Raw genomic sequence first — 16,607 nt, forward strand, 5'->3', positions numbered from 1 at the left:
TCAGACGCCCATGTAGCGGCCCGGGCGGTGGTTGAACATCAGCACCAGGCTGAGCACCACCGCGCCGATCGCCGAGTACATCACCTTGGACGGTGACAGCACCGAGAACGCCACGCACATCAGCAGCGTATCGAAGGACATCTGCACCTTGCCGGCGCTCCAGCCGCGGGTGCGCTGCAGGTAGACCGCCAGGATGCCGATGCCGCCGAGGCTGGCCCGGTGGCGGATGTAGAACAGGATGCCCAGGCCGGCCAGCGCACCACCGACGATCGCCGAGTACAGCGAGCTCATGTGGGCGAAATCGGCCCAGCGCGGCAGCAGGTCGGTCAGCACGCCGCAGGCGGTGACCGCGGCGAAGGTCTTCAGGGTGAACTCCCAGCCCATGCGCCGCACGGCCACCCAGTAGAACGGCAGGTTGACCAGCACGAATACCAGGCCGAAGTTCCAGCCGAAGGCGTAGTGGGCCAGAAACGCCAGCCCGGCCATGCCACCGATCATCAGCCCGCCCTTGGCGAAGATCGCCAGGCCGAGCGAAGCGACCAGGGTCGCCAGGACCATGCCCTGCACGTCCTCGGCCACGGAATGGCGCAGGGCTTTCTCGTCGGCCACGGTGCCGGCGCTGTCCGGTGGCGGGGTCAGCGGACCTGCGGTGACCAGGTGGCCGTCAGCGTCGTCGCACGGCGCGGGGCCATGGGAATCAAGGGACATGGGGGTGGGGGGTGTGACGTGGGGAGCGGTATTAGACACGATCGGCGTGACAGATGCTGGTGAAATCTATTCAGCCGGCCCAGGGACGCGAAATCGACATCCGCCGTTCATCCCGGCTGAACACCCTCCAGCTGCAGCATGCACGGGTACCCCCGCTGTGCCCCTCCCTCCCTCAGGAGTTCCGTGCCATGCCCTACGTGACCACCGCCGACAACACCGAGATCTTCTACAAGGACTGGGGCAAGGGTCAGCCCCTCGTGTTCCATCACGGCTGGCCGCTCAGCGCCGATGACTGGGATACCCAGCTGCAGTTCTTCCTGCTGCAGGGCTATCGCGTGATCGCCCACGACCGCCGCGGCCATGGCCGCTCATCACAGACCAGTGGTGGGCATGACATGGACACCTACGCCGCCGACGTCAATGCGTTGGCCGACCACCTGGACCTGCGCGATGCGATCCACATCGGGCATTCCACCGGGGGCGGCGAAGTCGCGCACTACGTGGCGCAGGCCAAACCCGGTCGCGTGGCCAAGGCCGTGCTGATCGGGGCGGTGCCGCCGATCATGGTCAAGAGTGACGCCAACCCGGGCGGCACGCCGAAGGAGGTCTTCGATGGCTTCCGGCAGGCACTGGTGGCCGGCCGTGCCGCGTTCTACCGCGAGGTGCCGATTCCGTTCTACGGCTTCAACCGCGAGGGCACGCCCCCGCAGCAGGGCATCGTCGACAACTGGTGGCGGCAGGGCATGATGGGCGCGATCAACGCGCACTACGACTGCATCCAGGCCTTCTCGGAAACCGACTTCACCGAAGACCTGAAGAAGATCGACGTCCCGGTGCTGGTGATGCATGGCGACGACGACCAGATCGTGCCGATCGCCGATTCGGCGGAGCTGGCGATCACGCTGCTCAGGCACGGCACGCTGAAGGTCTACAAAGGCTATCCGCATGGGATGTGTACGACGCATGCGGACGTGATCAACGCGGACCTGTTGGCGTTCATCCGCGGGTGAGGCGTGTGCCGACCAACGGTCGGCACCTACCTGAATGCCCTGGCCGGTGTCGCGTGTGCCGACCCGGCATGCGCCGGCACGTATCGCGTGTGCCGACCAACGGTCGGCACCTACCGGGGATGCGTGGCACCGGTAGCGCACGACCGTTGGTCGTGCGCCCCACCGCCCCGCTCAGCGGACTTCCGAGATCTCCACCCCATCCAGCCCCTGCGACAGCGTGCGCGCATCGCCGCCCTGGGAGAGCTTGATCCGCAGGCGTACTTCGTTCTGCGAATCGGCGTAGCGCAGCGCGTCTTCGTAGCTGATCTCGCCCGCCTGGTACAGCTCGAACAGGCTCTGGTCGAAGGTGCGCATGCCCAGCTGCACCGACTCCTTCATCACTTCCTTGAGCTTGTGGATTTCGCCGTCGCGGATGTAATCCTGCACCAGCGGCGTACCCAGCATGATCTCCATCGCCACCTTGCGCGATTTGCCATCCGGCGAAGGAATCAGCTGCTGGGCGACCACGCCCTTGAGGTTCAGCGACAGATCCATCAGCAGCTGGTTGCGGCGGTCTTCCGGGAAGAAGTTGATGATGCGGTCCATCGCCTGGTTGGCGTTGTTGGCGTGCAGCGTGCACAGCACCAGGTGGCCGGTTTCGGCGAAGGCGATGGCGTGGTCCATGCCCTCGCGGGTACGTACTTCGCCGATCATGATCACGTCCGGTGCCTGGCGCAGCGTGTTCTTCAGCGCGGCTTCCCAGCTGTCGGTATCGATGCCGACTTCACGCTGGGTGATGATGCAGCCCTCGTGCTTGTGCACGAATTCGATCGGGTCTTCGATGGTGATGATGTGGCCGGTCGAGTTGTGGTTGCGGTAGCCGATCATCGCCGCCAGCGAGGTGGACTTGCCGGTACCGGTGGCGCCCACGAACAGGATGATGCCGCGCTTGGTCATCGCCAGCGTCTTGATGATCGGCGGCAGGTTGAGCTCTTCCACGGTGGGAATGCGCGTCTCGATCCGGCGCAGCACCATGCCGACCTGGTTGCGCTGGTAGAAGCAGCTCACGCGGAAGCGGCCGACACCGGACAGGCCGATGGCGAAGTTGCATTCGTGGGTCTTCTCGAACTCTTCGCGCTGCGCCGGCGTCATCACGTTCAGCACCAGGTCGCGGCTCTGCTGCGGCGTCAACGGGGTCTGGGTGATCGGCGAGATCTTGCCGTTGACCTTGATCGCCGGCGGCATGCCCGCGGTGATGAACAGGTCCGACGCCTTCTGGTGCGCCATCAGCTTGAGGAACGAGGTGAAGTCGATGGTGGTGGTGCTCATCGCGGTGTACTCCGAAGGTTTTCAGGAGCCGGCCAGCGGCCGGCACTACCACTATTCGAAAATCCGCTTGTCCTTGGCGTACTCGCGCGCCTGGTTGCGGGTGATCAGGCTGCGCTTGACCAGATCCTGCAGGTGCTGGTCCAGAGTCATCATGCCCATCTGCTGGCCGGTCTGGATCGCCGAATACATCTGCGCGACCTTGTCTTCGCGGATCAGGTTGCGGATGGCCGGGGTGCCGACCATGATTTCCCAGGCCGCGGTACGCCCGCCACCGACCTTCTTCAGCAGCGCCTGCGAGATCACCGCGCGCAGCGACTCGGACAGCATCGAGCGCACCATCGGCTTTTCGCCGGCGGGGAACACGTCGATGATGCGGTCGATGGTCTTGGCCGCCGAGCTCGTGTGCAGCGTACCGAACACCAGGTGGCCGGTTTCCGCAGCGGTCAGCGCCAGGCGGATCGTTTCAAGATCGCGCAGTTCGCCGACCAGGATGATGTCCGGGTCTTCACGCAGGGCCGAGCGCAGCGCTTCGTTGAAGCCGTGCGTATCGCGATGCACTTCGCGCTGGTTGATCAGGCACTTCTGCGAGGTGTGCACGAATTCGATCGGATCCTCGACGGTGAGGATGTGACCGTATTCGTTCTTGTTGATGTGGTCGATCATCGCCGCCAGCGTGGTCGACTTGCCCGAACCCGTCGGGCCGGTCACCAGGATCAGGCCCTGCGGCTGGTCGATCAGCTCGCGGAAGATCGGCGGCACGGCCAGGTCTTCCAGCGTGAGCACCTCGGACGGAATGGTACGGAACACCGCACCCGCGCCGCGGTTCTGGTTGAAGGCGTTGACACGGAAGCGCGCCAGCGAGGGAATCTCGAACGAGAAATCGACCTCGAGGAATTCTTCGTAATCGCGACGCTGCTTGTCCGACATGATGTCGTACACCAGCGCGTGGACCTGCTTGTGGTCCAGGGCCGGAATGTTGATGCGGCGGACATCGCCGTCGACGCGGATCATCGGCGGCAGGCCGGCCGACAGATGAAGATCCGACGCTTTGTTCTTTACAGAAAACGCCAATAGTTCGGCGATATCCATGCGCTGCTACTCCCCATGACTGCTGCGACTGGAAGGTTCTTTCCCCGGGCGGCAGTATAGAGCGAGATGTGCACAATACGCTCCAGCCCCTGATCACCGGACCCGCCGTGACCGCCCAGACCCTGCCTGCCATCCTGACGAACCTGCACAACGCGGCGGTGGCCGCCGGGCGGCCAGATCCCGTCCTGCTGGCGGTCTCCAAGACCCAGCCGGCCGAGGCCGTGCAGGCCCTGGCCGCGCAGGGCCAGCGGGCCTTCGGCGAGAACTACGTGCAGGAAGCGGTGGCCAAGATCGAGGCATTGGCGACACTGGGCCTGGAATGGCACCTGATCGGCCACCTGCAGTCCAACAAGGCCGAGCTGGCCGCCCGCCATTTCGACTGGGTGCAGAGCGTGGACCGGCCCAAGCTGGTCACCGCGCTGGCCGCGCACCGCCCGCCCGGCCAGCCGCCGCTGAACGTGCTGATCCAGGTCAACATCGATGACGAGGACAGCAAGCACGGCTGCGCCCCACAGGACATCCAGACCCTCGCCGCTGCCATCGCCGCCGCACCGCAGCTGCGCCTGCGCGGGCTGATGGCCATCCCGGCGCCCTGGCCGGAGGCGGACCGCCGGCAAGCGGCCTTCACCAACATGGCCGCGTTGTTCGCCACGCTGGCCGCAGCGCATCCACAGGTGGATACGCTGTCGATGGGGATGAGCAGCGACTACCCTGAAGCCATCGCCCATGGCGCCACGATGGTCCGCATCGGCACCGCGCTGTTCGGCGCCCGCCCGCGACCGGCCTGAGCGCCCCGCCCGTTCCAAGGAGAGTTCATGAGCACGTCCCCCATCACCTTCATCGGCGGCGGCAACATGGCCCGCAGCCTGATCGCCGGCCTGGTCCGCCAGGGCGTGGCCCCGGCCAGCATCCACGTCGCCGAGCCGGTGACCGGACTGCGCGAGCAGCTGACCGCCGAGTTCGGCATCAGGACCTACGCCAGCGCGAGCGAGGCCGCCGCGCAGGGCACGGTCTGGGTGCTGGCAGTGAAGCCCCAGGTGCTGCGCGATGTCTGCGCGTCGCTGACCGATATCGCGCACGGCAGGCAGCCGCTGGTGGTCTCCATCGCCGCCGGCATCACCAGCAGCCAGCTGGACCGTTGGCTGGGCGGCGGCCAGGCCGTGGTCCGTGCAATGCCCAACACGCCGGCCCTGCTCGGCGCCGGCGTCACCGGGCTGTTCGCCACCGCCGCGGTGAGCGACGCGCAGCGCGCGCAGGCCGATACCGTGCTGGCCAGCGCCGGGCGCACCGTGTGGATCGACGACGAAGCGCGCATGGATGCGGTCACCGCCGTCTCCGGCAGTGGCCCGGCCTACGTGTTCCTGCTGGCCGAAGCGATGGAAGCCGCCGGCATCGCCCAGGGCCTGCCCGCCGACGCGGCCCGCACGCTGGTCGTGCAGACCCTGCTCGGTGCCTCGCGCATGCTGGATGAATCCGGCGAAGCCCCGGCCGAGCTGCGTCGCCGCGTGACCTCGCCGAACGGCACCACCCAGGCCGCGATCGAGCGTTTCCAGGCCGACGGCTTTGAAGCCATGGTCGCGCGCGCGATCGACGCGGCGACGACGCGCGGGCAGGCATTGTCGGCGGCGAATGATTGACGACCAGACGCAGCCACGCATGGCGTGGCACTACCCTCTATGTTTACGGAGACATGCACATGAAGATCCTGCTTGTCGGTGCCAGCGGCACCCTGGGCCAGGCGGTCGCCAACACCCTCGGCGTCCACCACGAACTGATCCGCGCCGGTCGCCACGGCGGCGACGTGCAGGTCGATCTGACCGACGACGCCAGCGTGGACGCGCTGTTCGCGAAGGTGGGCAAGGTCGATGCGGTGATCGCGACCACCGGCCAGGTGCACTTCGGTCCGCTGGCGCAGATGCGGCCGGCCGACTTCAACCTGGGGCTGCAGGACAAGCTGCTCGGCCAGGTGCGGTTGAGCCTGGCCGCCCAGCATCACCTGAACACCGGCGGCTCGATCACCCTGACCAGCGGCATCATCAGTGCCCAGCCGATTCGCGACGGTGCCAACGCCACGGCCGCCAACGCCGCGCTGGAAGGGTTCGTGCGTGCGGCCGCCTGCGAACTGCTGCCGCGCGGACTGCGCATCAATGCGGTCAGCCCGAACGTGCTGGCCGAGTCGATGGACGACTACGGCGCGTATTTCCCGGGCTTCGAACCGGTGACGGCACAGCGCGCGTCGCTGGCGTACCAGCGCAGCGTGGAAGGCATACAGAGCGGGCAGGTGTTCACCGTCTGGTGAGGGCGGTGCCGGCCAGCGACCGGCACTACTCCCAGCGGCGGGGGCCGTCGCCTTGATCGCCCAGCGTGTCGCCAGGATTGGTCAGGCGACAGCGCTTCAACGACAGGCACCCACAGCCGATGCAGTCGGTGAGCTGGTCGCGCAGCAGCAGCAACTGCTCGATGCGCTGGTCCAGCTCGCTACGCCACAGCGCCGACATCTTCGCCCACTCGGCCTTGGTCGGCGTCTTGTTCTCGGGCAGGGCGGCAAAGGCGGTCGCCACCGCTTCCAACGGCATCCCGACCCGCTGGGCCACGCGGATCACCGCCAGCCGGCGCAGCACATCGCGGGCGAAACGACGCTGGTTGCCGGCGGTGCGCAGGCTGCGGATCAGGCCCTTGCGCTCGTAGAAATGCAACGCCGAGACGGCCACGCCGCTCCGTTTGGCGACTTCGCCTACACTCAATTCCTGCGCGATCACTGCTTGACCTCAACCATGGTTCAGGTGGCATCCTGCGCGCCGCCGGGGGTGTACTGCAAGCCCGGCCCTCCTCCCGATGTCTGGAATCCGCATGTCCGTTGAAGCTTCCTCCCCGCCCGCCACCGCTCCGGTGGAGGACGCCCCGATCCCGTCGATCCTGTCGCCGGCCTATCGCGCGACCACGATCGGGATGGTCGCGCTGGTCTCGCTGCATGGGTTCGAGGCGCTGGCCGTGGCCGCGGCGATGCCGACCGTGGCACACGACCTGGACGGACTGCGCCTGTACGCCCTGGCGTTCGGCGGCACCCTGGCCACCAGCGTGATCGGGATGACGCTGTCCGGGCGCTGGAGTGACCAGCGCGGCCCGGCCCGGCCGCTGTGGCTGGGCCTGGCCTGTTTCATCGCGGGCCTGCTGGTGGCCGGTTTCGCCCAGCACATGCCGGTGCTGGTGCTCGGGCGCCTGATGCAGGGCCTGGGCGCCGGTGCGATTTCGGTCGCGCTGTACGTGCTGGTCGGGCGCTCGTTTCCCGAGCCGATGCGACCCCGCGTCTTCGCGGCGTTCTCCGCCGGCTGGGTGGTGCCTTCGCTGATCGGCCCCAGCATCAGCGGCCTGATCGTGCAGCACCTCGGCTGGCGCTGGGTGTTCCTGATCGTGCCGCTGCTGGCGATCCCGGCCGCCTTGCTGCTGCGCCCTGCCCTGCGGCAGGTCGGCGTAGTGACCGCGGGCAGCACCGGCCGCAACGTCGTGCCGTGGGCAGTGGGTGCTTCGTTGGGCGCGCTGGCCCTTTACATCGGCGGGCAACAGCAGGGATGGCATGCCGTGGCGCTGCTGATGCCGGCGCTGGGCGTGCTGGCGCTGTGCAGCTGGAAACTGTTGCCGACCGGCACGCTGACCCTGCGCCGCGGGCTACCCAGCGTGATCGCGCTGCGCGGGATCGCGGCCTCCGCGTTCTTCGGCTGCGAAGCATTCCTGCCCTTGCTGCTGCAGCGCGAACGTGGCTTGACGCCCGTCGTGGCCGGTATCGCACTGAGCCTGGGCGCGCTGGGCTGGTTCTCCGGCTCGTGGCTGCAGGGCCACCAGCAGCGCGGCTGGTCGCGCCGACAGTTGCTGCTGGCCGGCGCGCTGCTGATGTGCGTGGGCATCCTGGCCACGTCGCTGGCGATCCAGCCGGGCATGCCGCTGTGGTCGGCGATGGTCGGCTGGGTGCTGACCGGGCTGGGCATGGGCCTGATCTATCCCAGCCTCTCGGTGCTCACCCTGTCGCTGTCCCCGCCGGCACAGCAGGGTGCCAACACGTCCGCCCTGCAGCTCAGCGAGGCCTTGGCCGTGGCGACCACGCTGGCCGTGTCCGGCTCGCTGTTCGCGCTGTTCCTGGACGGCCGGGAAGCGCTGGGCTACCTGCTGACCTTTGCGATCATGCTGGTCTTGGCGATGCTCAGCGTGGGGGTCGCGCGGCGGATCTGACCCTCAGCGGGACACGCCCCTTACGGGTGCGTGTCGCCGACCTCTTTCAGATCCTCGCGCAGGATGCGGCGGATCTCCAGCACGGCCTGCGGGGTTTCCTGCACGCTGTGCCCGGAGATGATCACCTTCTCCGAGACCGCGCCATCCAGATGCGCGCTCCAGTACGGCACCAGGCCATCGTCGGACTGCAGCAGCGGCACCTCCGGTTTGCGCTGGGCGATGATCGAGTGGTACTTCAGCCCCGGGGTGATCGGCAGCGCACCGGCCGCTTTCACGAACGGATCGCTGGCCTTGAGGTTGTCGATGCTGTTGGGCACCTGCAGCTTCGTGGTGGTGTTGGCCGATTCGGATTCCTGCAGGGTCAGGAACACATCCTCGAACTTGCCCAGGATGGTGATCGGCAGCCGCACCAGCCGGCCGATCAGGCGCCCTACCCGATTGCCCGCGATATCCGTGCCCTTGTGCGGGGCGGCGATGAAGATCGCCCGCTCCACGTTCGGTTCGGCCGTGAAGTGCAGCAGCGGGCCCAGCTTGGTTTCGACCCGCTTGAGGCGCTCGCCCTTGAGGTCGTAGTTGGCCAGCAGGTCGTTCCAGAGCACATCACCGGAAGACGTCACCAGCAGGCGCGCAAGCACGCCGCCCATACTGTGGCCGATGAACACCATGTCCTTCGATGCCGGCGTGCTGCCGGTCGGATCGAAGTGTTTGAGCGTGTTGTCGAAGGCCTGGTTGATCTCGTAGCGGTTGAGCGCGATCGGGGCATTGGTCGGGTAATACACCTGCCAGACCTGGAAATGCCGGCGCAGCTCGGGATCACCCATGATCTCGTTGGCCACGTTCACCCACGCTTCCGGGCTGCTGCCCAAGCCGTGCAGCATGAAGATGATGCGGCGGTTCGGATCCCACGGCTGCATCAGGTACATGTGCGGCGCGCCGATGCCTTCGCTCAGGCCGAACAGCGTACGCAGCGACTGCGTGGCGAAGCCGGACTGCGCCAGCCACATACCGTAGGCGGCGGTGAAGTTGCCGGCCAGCGGCACCTTCTCACCGTGCAGGTCCACGCTTTCGGTGGACTCGGGCGAATACACATCGAACAGCACCTGGGTGGTATCGAGCACCTGCCGCAGGTCGTTGCCCTTGAAACGCAGCAGCGCGGTGGCGTTGATCGCCGACATCTCGCTGTACTGCGGAATCTCCGCCTTCTCGCCATCGGCCGGGGCCACCAGCTTGGGCGGATCCATGATCACCACCAGCTCCGCACCAAAGCCATCGCGCCGATAGGTGCTGCGCAGGCCGGCGAAGCTCACCGCCGAGGCGGACACCATCCGGGTCGGGATGCTCTGCATGCGCAGCTCATCGAAATCGGAGGTCAGCGTCCAGCGCTCACCGGCCACGGCGGCGTTGTAATCCTCGCCCTCGAGCGCGCTTTCGCGGCTGCGCTTGAACACCACCGCGGCGGTCTGCTCGGCGGCGTAGTTGTAGTAATCCCGGACCTGGGTCTGGCGATCCTCGAAGGCGCGGTCGGACGGCGTACGGCCACTGAAGAACAGGTACGCATAGGCATAACGCGCCGCTTCCAGCCACGCATCCAGCGCGGCATCGGACATCGGCGTTTTCTCGCGGTCCTTGGGCTTGGGGGTCAGCGCGAGCGCGGTCTTCACCCAGAGCTCGGACTGCGCCGACAAGCGCTGCTCCTCGGGCAGGACATCGGTGTCGGCGAGGGTCTTCTGGCAGGCGGTGACATCCTTTTCGCACTGCGCCACGTCCATGCCGATCACGCTCAGCGTTTCCTGCGAGGCGGCGCTGAGCTTGCCCGAGGTGAGCACGTCGCCACGCTTGTTGGCGAGGTACTCGGTCGGGGCCACCTGCTTCATGGTGACCATCGCACAGCCGCTGGAGAGCAGCAGCGAGAGCACCACGGCCGTCATCGGCAACGCGCGGTGCGCGAGCAGTTTCACAATCGACCTCATGGAACGCTTCCCTGCCCTGTCCCCGGAACATCCCGGCGGATCACCTGTGAAAAATCATCGTTTTCATTGCTCGCCCGCGCACGATCGGTAATCCGCCCGCGCGCCTTCAGCGTCTCGAACGGCACGCCCGGCGTGAGCACACCGAGATCGAGCGCGTACTCGGCGAAGTAGCCCGAGGCCAGCAGCCGGTAGTCCATCGGCAGGCCCGGGGCGATCTGCTTGGCCAGTTCGTACACGATGGTCGTGCAGTTGCTGGTCAGCGTGTTGTAGAACGCTGGCGCGGCATCCAACTTGCGGGCCTCGCCGAGGTAGGAGACGAACAGTGCCTTGAGCTGCTCCTGGGTCATGCCGTGCAGGCGGTACAGATACACATCTTCGCCGCGTGCGTTGGTACGCGTGCGCACGATGTCGGTTTCCTCCGAGGCGACCAGGGTCATCTCGAACTTGCGGAAGAAGCCGCCGAGCGCGGAGAAGGACTCGCCGCGCTCCTTGCGGATCTCCAGCGAGAACACCAGGTAACGGCCGTCATCGAAGCCGAACGAGATCAGCGTGTGCGCGATCATGGGGCCCATCCAGTAGGACAGGATCAGATCGGCCGAGCGCAGCTGGTCCAGGTTGTACTCGCGGCGCACCCAGCGCGCGTCGTAGTCGGTCTCGCTGCGCCAGGTGAAGTCACGCACGTTGTCGAGCACCACGCGCGAGCCATCGACCTGCACCACCTTCAGGCGCTGGGCGACGTCATCGGCCCAGACCCGGTCCTGGCGCGGGGTCAGCAGCAGCCACCAGATGCCCGAGAGCACCAGCGCCACGCCGTACAGCACGCCCGGCCAGCGCCCGGCGCGCGCGCGCGCCACGCCGATCGCCCCGGTGACGGCGAACACGACCCACAGCCCGACCAGCAGATACCGCACCCACCCCGGACCCGGCAGCTGGTAGGCCAGCAAGCCGGTGATCCACAGCGCCGCCAGCAGCATCAGCAGCGCCAGCCCCCATCGTCCTGCCTTCTTCACGCATCGATCCGTCGTCTATCCGGGGCGCTAGTTAGCCATAACCCCTGTGTGCGCCGCATGTCGAGCCTGTTCAGCTTCGGGCCGCCGTTCACCCCGGGACCCCGCACGGGCTGGCTCCGCCCCCCGGGCCGGTCGCATACTTGCGCGATCAACGGCCATCAAGGAAGCGCCAGGCATGCAGGGTCTGACCACCGTGGGCGGGGTGCCCATCCAGCGCCACCATCTGCTGCGCTGCCATTGCGGGGCCGTGGTCCTGCGCCTGCACCTGCCCGACGGCGTGGTGTCGCCTCGCCGCTGCGACTGTTCGATGTGCCGGCGACGTGGCGCGATCGTCGCCTCGGTCAAGCTGGCCGATCTGGAGGTGGTGCAGGGCCATGACGTCCTGCGCCTGTACCAGTTCAACACGCATGTCGCGCGCCATCACTTCTGCAGCGTGTGCGGCATCTACACGCATCATCAGCGCCGCTCGTCGCCGGACGAGTACGGCTACAACGTCGGCTGCCTGGACGGGGTCAATCCGTTCGATATCGGCGAGGTGCCGGTCAACGACGGGGTCAACCACCCGTCCGATGCCACCCGCGCTTAACGGCGCTCGCGGCCCGGACCGATCTTCTGCCACGGGGCCATGCCCTTGCGCCCATGCAGCAGCGGGCGCTTGAGCGGCAGCCGGCGCGGCATCGGGATGCCCACCCCGGGTGCGGCTGTATCGTCCTCGCGCAGCGACTCGGCGCGCTGGCCGACCAGCAGCGCTGCCACTTCTTCCAGTCCATTACGCATGGCGCGGGCCGCCGTCTGCAGGGGATTCATGGCATGTCTCCAACCGGTGTGGGGACGATCTACGCTACTGCCGCGCCGGCATGGAAACCGTGAATGGAATGGGTCAGAAAGATGAAATCGCGCGGCCAACGCCCCACCGTTCAGGGCGTTGGCGGTGACACCGGCTTCGCCTTGCCCAGCCGCCGCACCAGCACGAAGAACAGCGGCACCAGCAGGATGGCCAGCAGCGTGCCGGAGAGCATGCCGCCGATCACGCTGACGCCGATCTCGCGCCGGCTGACCGCACCGGCGCCGGTCGCCAGCGCCAGCGGGATCACGCCGGCCACGAAGGCCAGCGAGGTCATCACGATCGGCCGCAGGCGCAGCCGCGCGCCCTTCAGCGCCGCGTCCACCGCCGAACTGCCCGCGCGGTACTCGGCCTCGGCGAACTCGACGATCAGGATCGCGTTCTTGGCCGACAGGCCGATCGTGGTGAGCAGCCCCACCTGGAAGTAGATGTCGTTGACGAAGCCCGCCGCGGTGGTGGCGATCACCGTGCCGATCACCCCCAGCGGGATCACCAGCATCACTGCCACCGGCACTGTCCAGCTCTCGTAGAGCGCGGCCAGGCACAGGAAGATGAAGGCGATCGAGGCCGCGTACAGCCACAACGTCTGGTTGCTGGACAGCTGCTCCTGATAGGACAACCCGCTCCACTGCAGTGCGAATCCGGGCTGCTCGGCCACCAGCGCCTGCATGGTCTGCATCGCCTCGCCCGAGCTGCGTCCTTCGGCGGCACTGCCCTGCACCTGCATCGCCGGCAGGCCGTTGAAACGCTGCTGCAGCTGCGGCCCGCGCGACCAGTGGCTGCTGGCGAAACTGGCGAACGACGCCATCTGTCCGTTGCTGCCGCGCACGTACCACTGGCCGATGTCGTCGGGCACGCTGCGGTAGGGCTGGTCGCCCTGCACATACACGCGCTTGACCCGGCCGCGGTCGAGGAAGTCGTTGACGTAGGTGCCACCCCACGCCGAGGACAGCGTTGAATTGATGTCGGCCTGGGCCAGGCCCAGCGCGCTGGCCTGCGCCTGGTCGATGTCCAGATGCAGCTCGGCCTTGTCGCCGAGCCCATTCAACCGCACCGAGGTGAGCCGGTCGTCATCGCCGGCGGCCTGCACCACTTTTTCCTGTGCGGCCTGCAGCGCCGGGCGGCCGGCGGCGCTGTTGTCCTGCAACCACAGCTCGAAGCCGCTGGACTGCCCCAGCCCGCGCACCGCCGGCGGGGCCAGCACGTTGACCTTCGCATCGGGCAGGTGGCGGAACCAGGCGTTGGCGCGGGCGATGATCGCGCCGGCACTGTGCTTGGCATCGCGTTCGGCCCACGGCTTGAGCGCCATGAACCCCTGCCCTGCGTTCTGCCCGGTGCCGGCGTTGTTGCGGCCGACCACCACGAACACCACGTCCAGGCTGTCCTTCTCGTGCTCCATGAAGTAACGGCTGATCTGCTCGCCCAGCGCCTCGGTGCGCGCCATCGGCGTGCCTTCCGGCGTGGAGAACTGGAACGTCACCTGGCCCTGGTCTTCCACCGGCAGGAAGCCGGTCGGCATGCGTGCGTACAACACGACCACGCCGATCACCAGCAGCACGTAGAACGCCATCCAGCGCCGCGGGTGCGCCACGATGCCGCCGAGCTTGCCGCGGTAGGCGTTCTGGCTGCGCTCCACGCCGCGGTTGAACGCGGCGAAGAAGCGGCCGGGCGGCTTCATTGCGCTGGCCGGCTTGAGCAGGGTCGCGCACAGCGCCGGGGTCAGCGTCAGCGCGACCAGCGCCGACAGCGCCATCGCCGAGGCGATCGTGATCGAGAACTGCCGGTAGATGATGCCGGTCGAACCGCCGAACAGGGCCATCGGCAGGAACACCGCACCGAGCACCACGGTGATGCCGACCAGCGCACCGGTGATCTCGCCCATCGACTTCTCGGTCGCCTCGCGCGGCGGCAGGTGTTCCTCGTGGATGATGCGTTCGACGTTCTCCACCACCACGATCGCATCGTCCACCAGCAAACCGATCGCCAGCACCATCGCGAACAGGGTGAGCGTGTTGATGGTGAACCCGGCCACCGCCAGCACGCCGAACGTGCCCAGCAGAACCACCGGCACGGTGATCGCCGGGATCAAGGTGGCGCGCAGGTTCTGCAGGAACAGGAACATCACCACCACGACCAGCACGATCGCCTCGATCAGGGTGTGGATGACCCCCTCGATGGAGACCCGCACGAACGGCGTGCTGTCGCGCGGATAGGCCACTTCCAGCCCCGGCGGGAAGCTCGGCCGCAGACGCTCGATTTCGGCACGCACCGCATCGGCGGTTTCCAGTGCGTTGGCGCCGGAGGCCAGCGTCACCGAGAAGCCGGCCGCGGGATAGCCATTGAGGAAGCTGCTGGTCTGGTAGTTCTCCGCGCCGATCTCCACCCGCGCGACATCGCCCAGGTGCACCGCGGCGCCGCTGGGTAGCGTGCGCAGGATGATCGCGCGGAACTGCTCGGCGGTCTGCAGCCGCGACTGTGCGGTGACGGTAGCGTTGAGCGCCTGCTCCGGCCCGGTGGGCAGCGCACCCAACTCACCCGCGGTGACCTGGGTGTTCTGCGCCTGGATCGCGATGCGCACATCCGAGGGCATCAGATCGAAGGCGCGCAGCTTGTGCGGGTCCAGCCAGATGCGCATCGCATACGGCGAACCGAACACGTTGATCTCGCCCACGCCCGGAATGCGGCTGATCGGGTCCTGCACGTTGCTGACCAGGAAATCGGAGACATCCACCCGCTCCATGCGCCGGTGGGTGTCGTACAGCGACACCACCATCAGCGAATCGCCCTGCGATTTGGCCACGGTGACGCCCTGCTGCTGCACTTCCTGCGGCAGCCGGTTGATCGCCTGGTTGACGCTGTTCTGCACCTGCACCTGGGCGATGTCCGGGTTGGCGCGCTGGTCGAAGGTGACCGTGATCCGCGCCTGGCCCGAGGACGAACTGGTGGAGGAGAAATACAGCAGGTGGTCGATGCCCTTGATCTGCTGTTCGATCACCTGGGTGACGCTGTCTTCCACCGTCTGCGCCGACGCACCGGTGTAGTTGGCGGTGATGTTGACCTGCGGTGGCGCGATGTCCGGGTACTGCTCCACTGGCAACTGGGTCACCGCGATGGTGCCCAGCGCCATGATGCAGATGGCCAGGACCCAGGCGAAGACCGGGCGGTGGATGAAGAAGCGCGGCAGCATCGGCTCAGCCTTCGCCGGCCGGCACGGTGGCGGGTGCTGCGGCCGGTGCGGCTGCACCCGCGGGCTTGATCCGCACCGTGGCCCCCTCGCTCAGGCCCTGGCGGCCACTGAGTACGACCTGCTCACCGGCACGCAGCCCGTCGAGCACCAGCCACTGGTCGCCCACCGCACGCGCCGTGGTGAAGGTCCGTTGATGCACGCGGCCGTCCGCGCCCACCACCCACGCCAGCGCCTCGCCCTTCGGGCTGCGGTCCACCGCGGCCTGCGGAACCAGCAAGGCCTGCTGGCGGGTGCCCTGCCCGACCTGGGCGCGCACGTACATGCCGGGCAGCAGCTGGCCCTGCGGGTTCGGGAACTGCGCACGCAGGGTGATGCTGCCGGTTTCCTGGTCGACATCGATGTCGGCGAATTCCAGCGTGCCGGTCACGGGGTAATCGGTGCCGTCGGACAGTGTGAGCTGCACCGGCGCGGTGGTCGCTTCCACGCCGCCGTCGGCGATCGCGCGGCGCAGCGCGAGGTACTCGTTGCTGGACTGGGTGATGTCCACGTTCATCGGATCCACCTGCTGGATCCGCGCCAGCGGCTCGGCCTGGCCGTTGGTCACCAGCGCACCCGGGGTGAACAGTGCGCGGCCGATCCGCCCGCTGATCGGCGCCGTCACGCGGGCGAAGCCCAGGTTGGTGCGCGCGGTATCGCGGACCGCCTGCGCCGCCTGCACGGCGGCCTCGGCCTGCTGGTGGGTGGCCACGGCATCATCCACATCCTGCTGCGCCGCCAACTGACCGACGCCGAGCTGCTGCATGCGCTGGGCCCGCAGCCGCGCCGCGACCGCGGTGGCCTCGGCCGTGCGCAGGTTGGCCTGTGCCTCGTTCACCGAGGCCTGGTACAGCGCCGGTTCGATCTGGAACAGCGGCTGCCCGGCCTTCACCATCTCGCCCTGCTCGAACAGCCGCGCCTGCAGCACCCCGGAGACCTGCGGGCGTACATCCGACTCCTGCGAGGCCACGGTACGCCCGGGCAGCTCCTGGGCCAGCGCCAGCGATCGGGCCTGCAGGGTGAGCACCGTCACCTCCGGCGCCGGTCCCTTCGCCTTCGGCGCCTCCCGGCTGCAGGCAGCCAGCGCCAACGCCACGGCCAGCCCCAGCAGTGGCAGGCGCCAGAGTCGGGGCAACGGGGCAAGGGCCGGGGAGGACGGGAGCGGGTCGGTCATGGGGGACGGTATTCCAGGCGTGAACGGGGCACGCGGCTCGGGCGGCA

The 16,607-nt window shown here is 67.8% G+C and carries 15 protein-coding genes; 6 read left to right on the forward strand and 9 right to left on the reverse strand.

All coding sequences use genetic code 11. The annotated features are described in order from the left end of the window. Complete coding sequence (locus ABE424_RS00690) at nt 1–708, reverse strand: YitT family protein (RefSeq protein WP_179460934.1); 708 nt, start codon at nt 706–708, stop codon at nt 1–3. Between the two features lie 188 nt (nt 709–896). Here ABE424_RS00690 and ABE424_RS00695 point away from each other — a divergent pair, with 188 nt between their 5' ends. Further along, nucleotides 897–1,718: an alpha/beta hydrolase gene (locus ABE424_RS00695; protein WP_179460933.1), complete on the forward strand. Its 822-nt coding sequence runs from the start codon at nt 897–899 to the stop codon at nt 1,716–1,718. A gap of 171 nt (nt 1,719–1,889) precedes the next feature. On the opposite strand, the gene ABE424_RS00700 is transcribed toward ABE424_RS00695, so the two are convergent. Together ABE424_RS00700 and ABE424_RS00705 are read right to left on the reverse strand one after the other, a co-directional pair. After that, complete coding sequence (locus ABE424_RS00700) at nt 1,890–3,026, reverse strand: PilT/PilU family type 4a pilus ATPase (protein WP_179460932.1); 1,137 nt, start codon at nt 3,024–3,026, stop codon at nt 1,890–1,892. 51 nt (nt 3,027–3,077) lie between these two features. After that, on the reverse strand, nt 3,078–4,115 hold the full coding sequence (locus tag ABE424_RS00705) for a type IV pilus twitching motility protein PilT (protein WP_038690018.1): 1,038 nt from the start codon (nt 4,113–4,115) through the stop codon (nt 3,078–3,080). A 107-nt stretch (nt 4,116–4,222) separates the two neighbouring features. Here ABE424_RS00705 and ABE424_RS00710 point away from each other — a divergent pair, with 107 nt between their 5' ends. Genes ABE424_RS00710 through ABE424_RS00720 form a run of 3 tightly spaced genes read left to right on the forward strand, consistent with a single transcriptional unit; the run spans nt 4,223 to nt 6,414 of the window. After that, nucleotides 4,223–4,903, forward strand: a complete 681-nt coding sequence (locus tag ABE424_RS00710; protein ID WP_346479492.1) for a YggS family pyridoxal phosphate-dependent enzyme — start codon at nt 4,223–4,225, stop codon at nt 4,901–4,903. A 27-nt stretch (nt 4,904–4,930) separates the two neighbouring features. Next, nucleotides 4,931–5,752, forward strand: coding sequence for a pyrroline-5-carboxylate reductase (proC, locus tag ABE424_RS00715; RefSeq protein WP_346492560.1), 822 nt, complete (start codon nt 4,931–4,933; stop codon nt 5,750–5,752). Between the two features lie 59 nt (nt 5,753–5,811). Beyond that, nucleotides 5,812–6,414 (forward strand): short chain dehydrogenase, encoded by a 603-nt coding sequence (locus ABE424_RS00720; protein WP_176991069.1) that lies wholly within the window; start codon nt 5,812–5,814, stop codon nt 6,412–6,414. A 25-nt stretch (nt 6,415–6,439) separates the two neighbouring features. Here ABE424_RS00720 and soxR read toward each other — a convergent pair whose 3' ends face one another. Further along, entirely contained in the window at nt 6,440–6,874 is a 435-nt protein-coding gene (soxR, locus tag ABE424_RS00725; protein WP_176990998.1) for a redox-sensitive transcriptional activator SoxR, read from the reverse strand. A 91-nt stretch (nt 6,875–6,965) separates the two neighbouring features. Here soxR and ABE424_RS00730 point away from each other — a divergent pair, with 91 nt between their 5' ends. Continuing rightward, complete coding sequence (locus ABE424_RS00730; RefSeq protein ID WP_346492687.1) at nt 6,966–8,339, forward strand: MFS transporter; 1,374 nt, start codon at nt 6,966–6,968, stop codon at nt 8,337–8,339. A 20-nt stretch (nt 8,340–8,359) separates the two neighbouring features. Here the strand turns inward: ABE424_RS00730 and ABE424_RS00735 are convergent, their stop codons facing one another. Further along, nucleotides 8,360–10,267 (reverse strand): alpha/beta fold hydrolase, encoded by a 1,908-nt coding sequence (locus tag ABE424_RS00735; RefSeq protein ID WP_346492717.1) that lies wholly within the window; start codon nt 10,265–10,267, stop codon nt 8,360–8,362. Between the two features lie 38 nt (nt 10,268–10,305). Continuing rightward, nucleotides 10,306–11,283 (reverse strand): DUF4105 domain-containing protein, encoded by a 978-nt coding sequence (locus tag ABE424_RS00740; RefSeq protein WP_346492718.1) that lies wholly within the window; start codon nt 11,281–11,283, stop codon nt 10,306–10,308. Between the two features lie 211 nt (nt 11,284–11,494). Between ABE424_RS00740 and ABE424_RS00745 the strand changes: the two genes are divergently transcribed. After that, a complete protein-coding gene (locus ABE424_RS00745; RefSeq protein ID WP_346479318.1) occupies nt 11,495–11,905 on the forward strand; it encodes a GFA family protein in 411 nt (136 codons plus the stop codon). On the opposite strand, the gene ABE424_RS00750 is transcribed toward ABE424_RS00745, so the two are convergent. The 3 genes from ABE424_RS00750 to ABE424_RS00760 all read right to left on the reverse strand — a co-directional run bounded on the left by ABE424_RS00750 (nt 11,902) and on the right by ABE424_RS00760 (nt 16,560). Further along, nucleotides 11,902–12,126 (reverse strand): hypothetical protein, encoded by a 225-nt coding sequence (locus tag ABE424_RS00750; RefSeq protein ID WP_241696635.1) that lies wholly within the window; start codon nt 12,124–12,126, stop codon nt 11,902–11,904. The two genes, ABE424_RS00745 and ABE424_RS00750, sit on opposite strands and share 4 nt — an antisense overlap. 110 nt (nt 12,127–12,236) lie before the next feature. After that, entirely contained in the window at nt 12,237–15,350 is a 3,114-nt protein-coding gene (locus tag ABE424_RS00755; RefSeq protein ID WP_346492688.1) for an efflux RND transporter permease subunit, read from the reverse strand. Between the two features lie 4 nt (nt 15,351–15,354). Continuing rightward, the gene (locus ABE424_RS00760; RefSeq protein ID WP_346492689.1) at nt 15,355–16,560 is read right to left on the reverse strand and encodes an efflux RND transporter periplasmic adaptor subunit; all 1,206 of its coding nucleotides are present in this window, start codon (nt 16,558–16,560) and stop codon (nt 15,355–15,357) included. Nucleotides 16,561–16,607: the final 47 nt, after the last annotated feature.

The sequence above is a fragment of the Stenotrophomonas sp. TWI1149 genome (genome assembly GCF_039673155.1).
Taxonomy (GTDB): domain Bacteria; phylum Pseudomonadota; class Gammaproteobacteria; order Xanthomonadales; family Xanthomonadaceae; genus Stenotrophomonas; species Stenotrophomonas maltophilia_AA.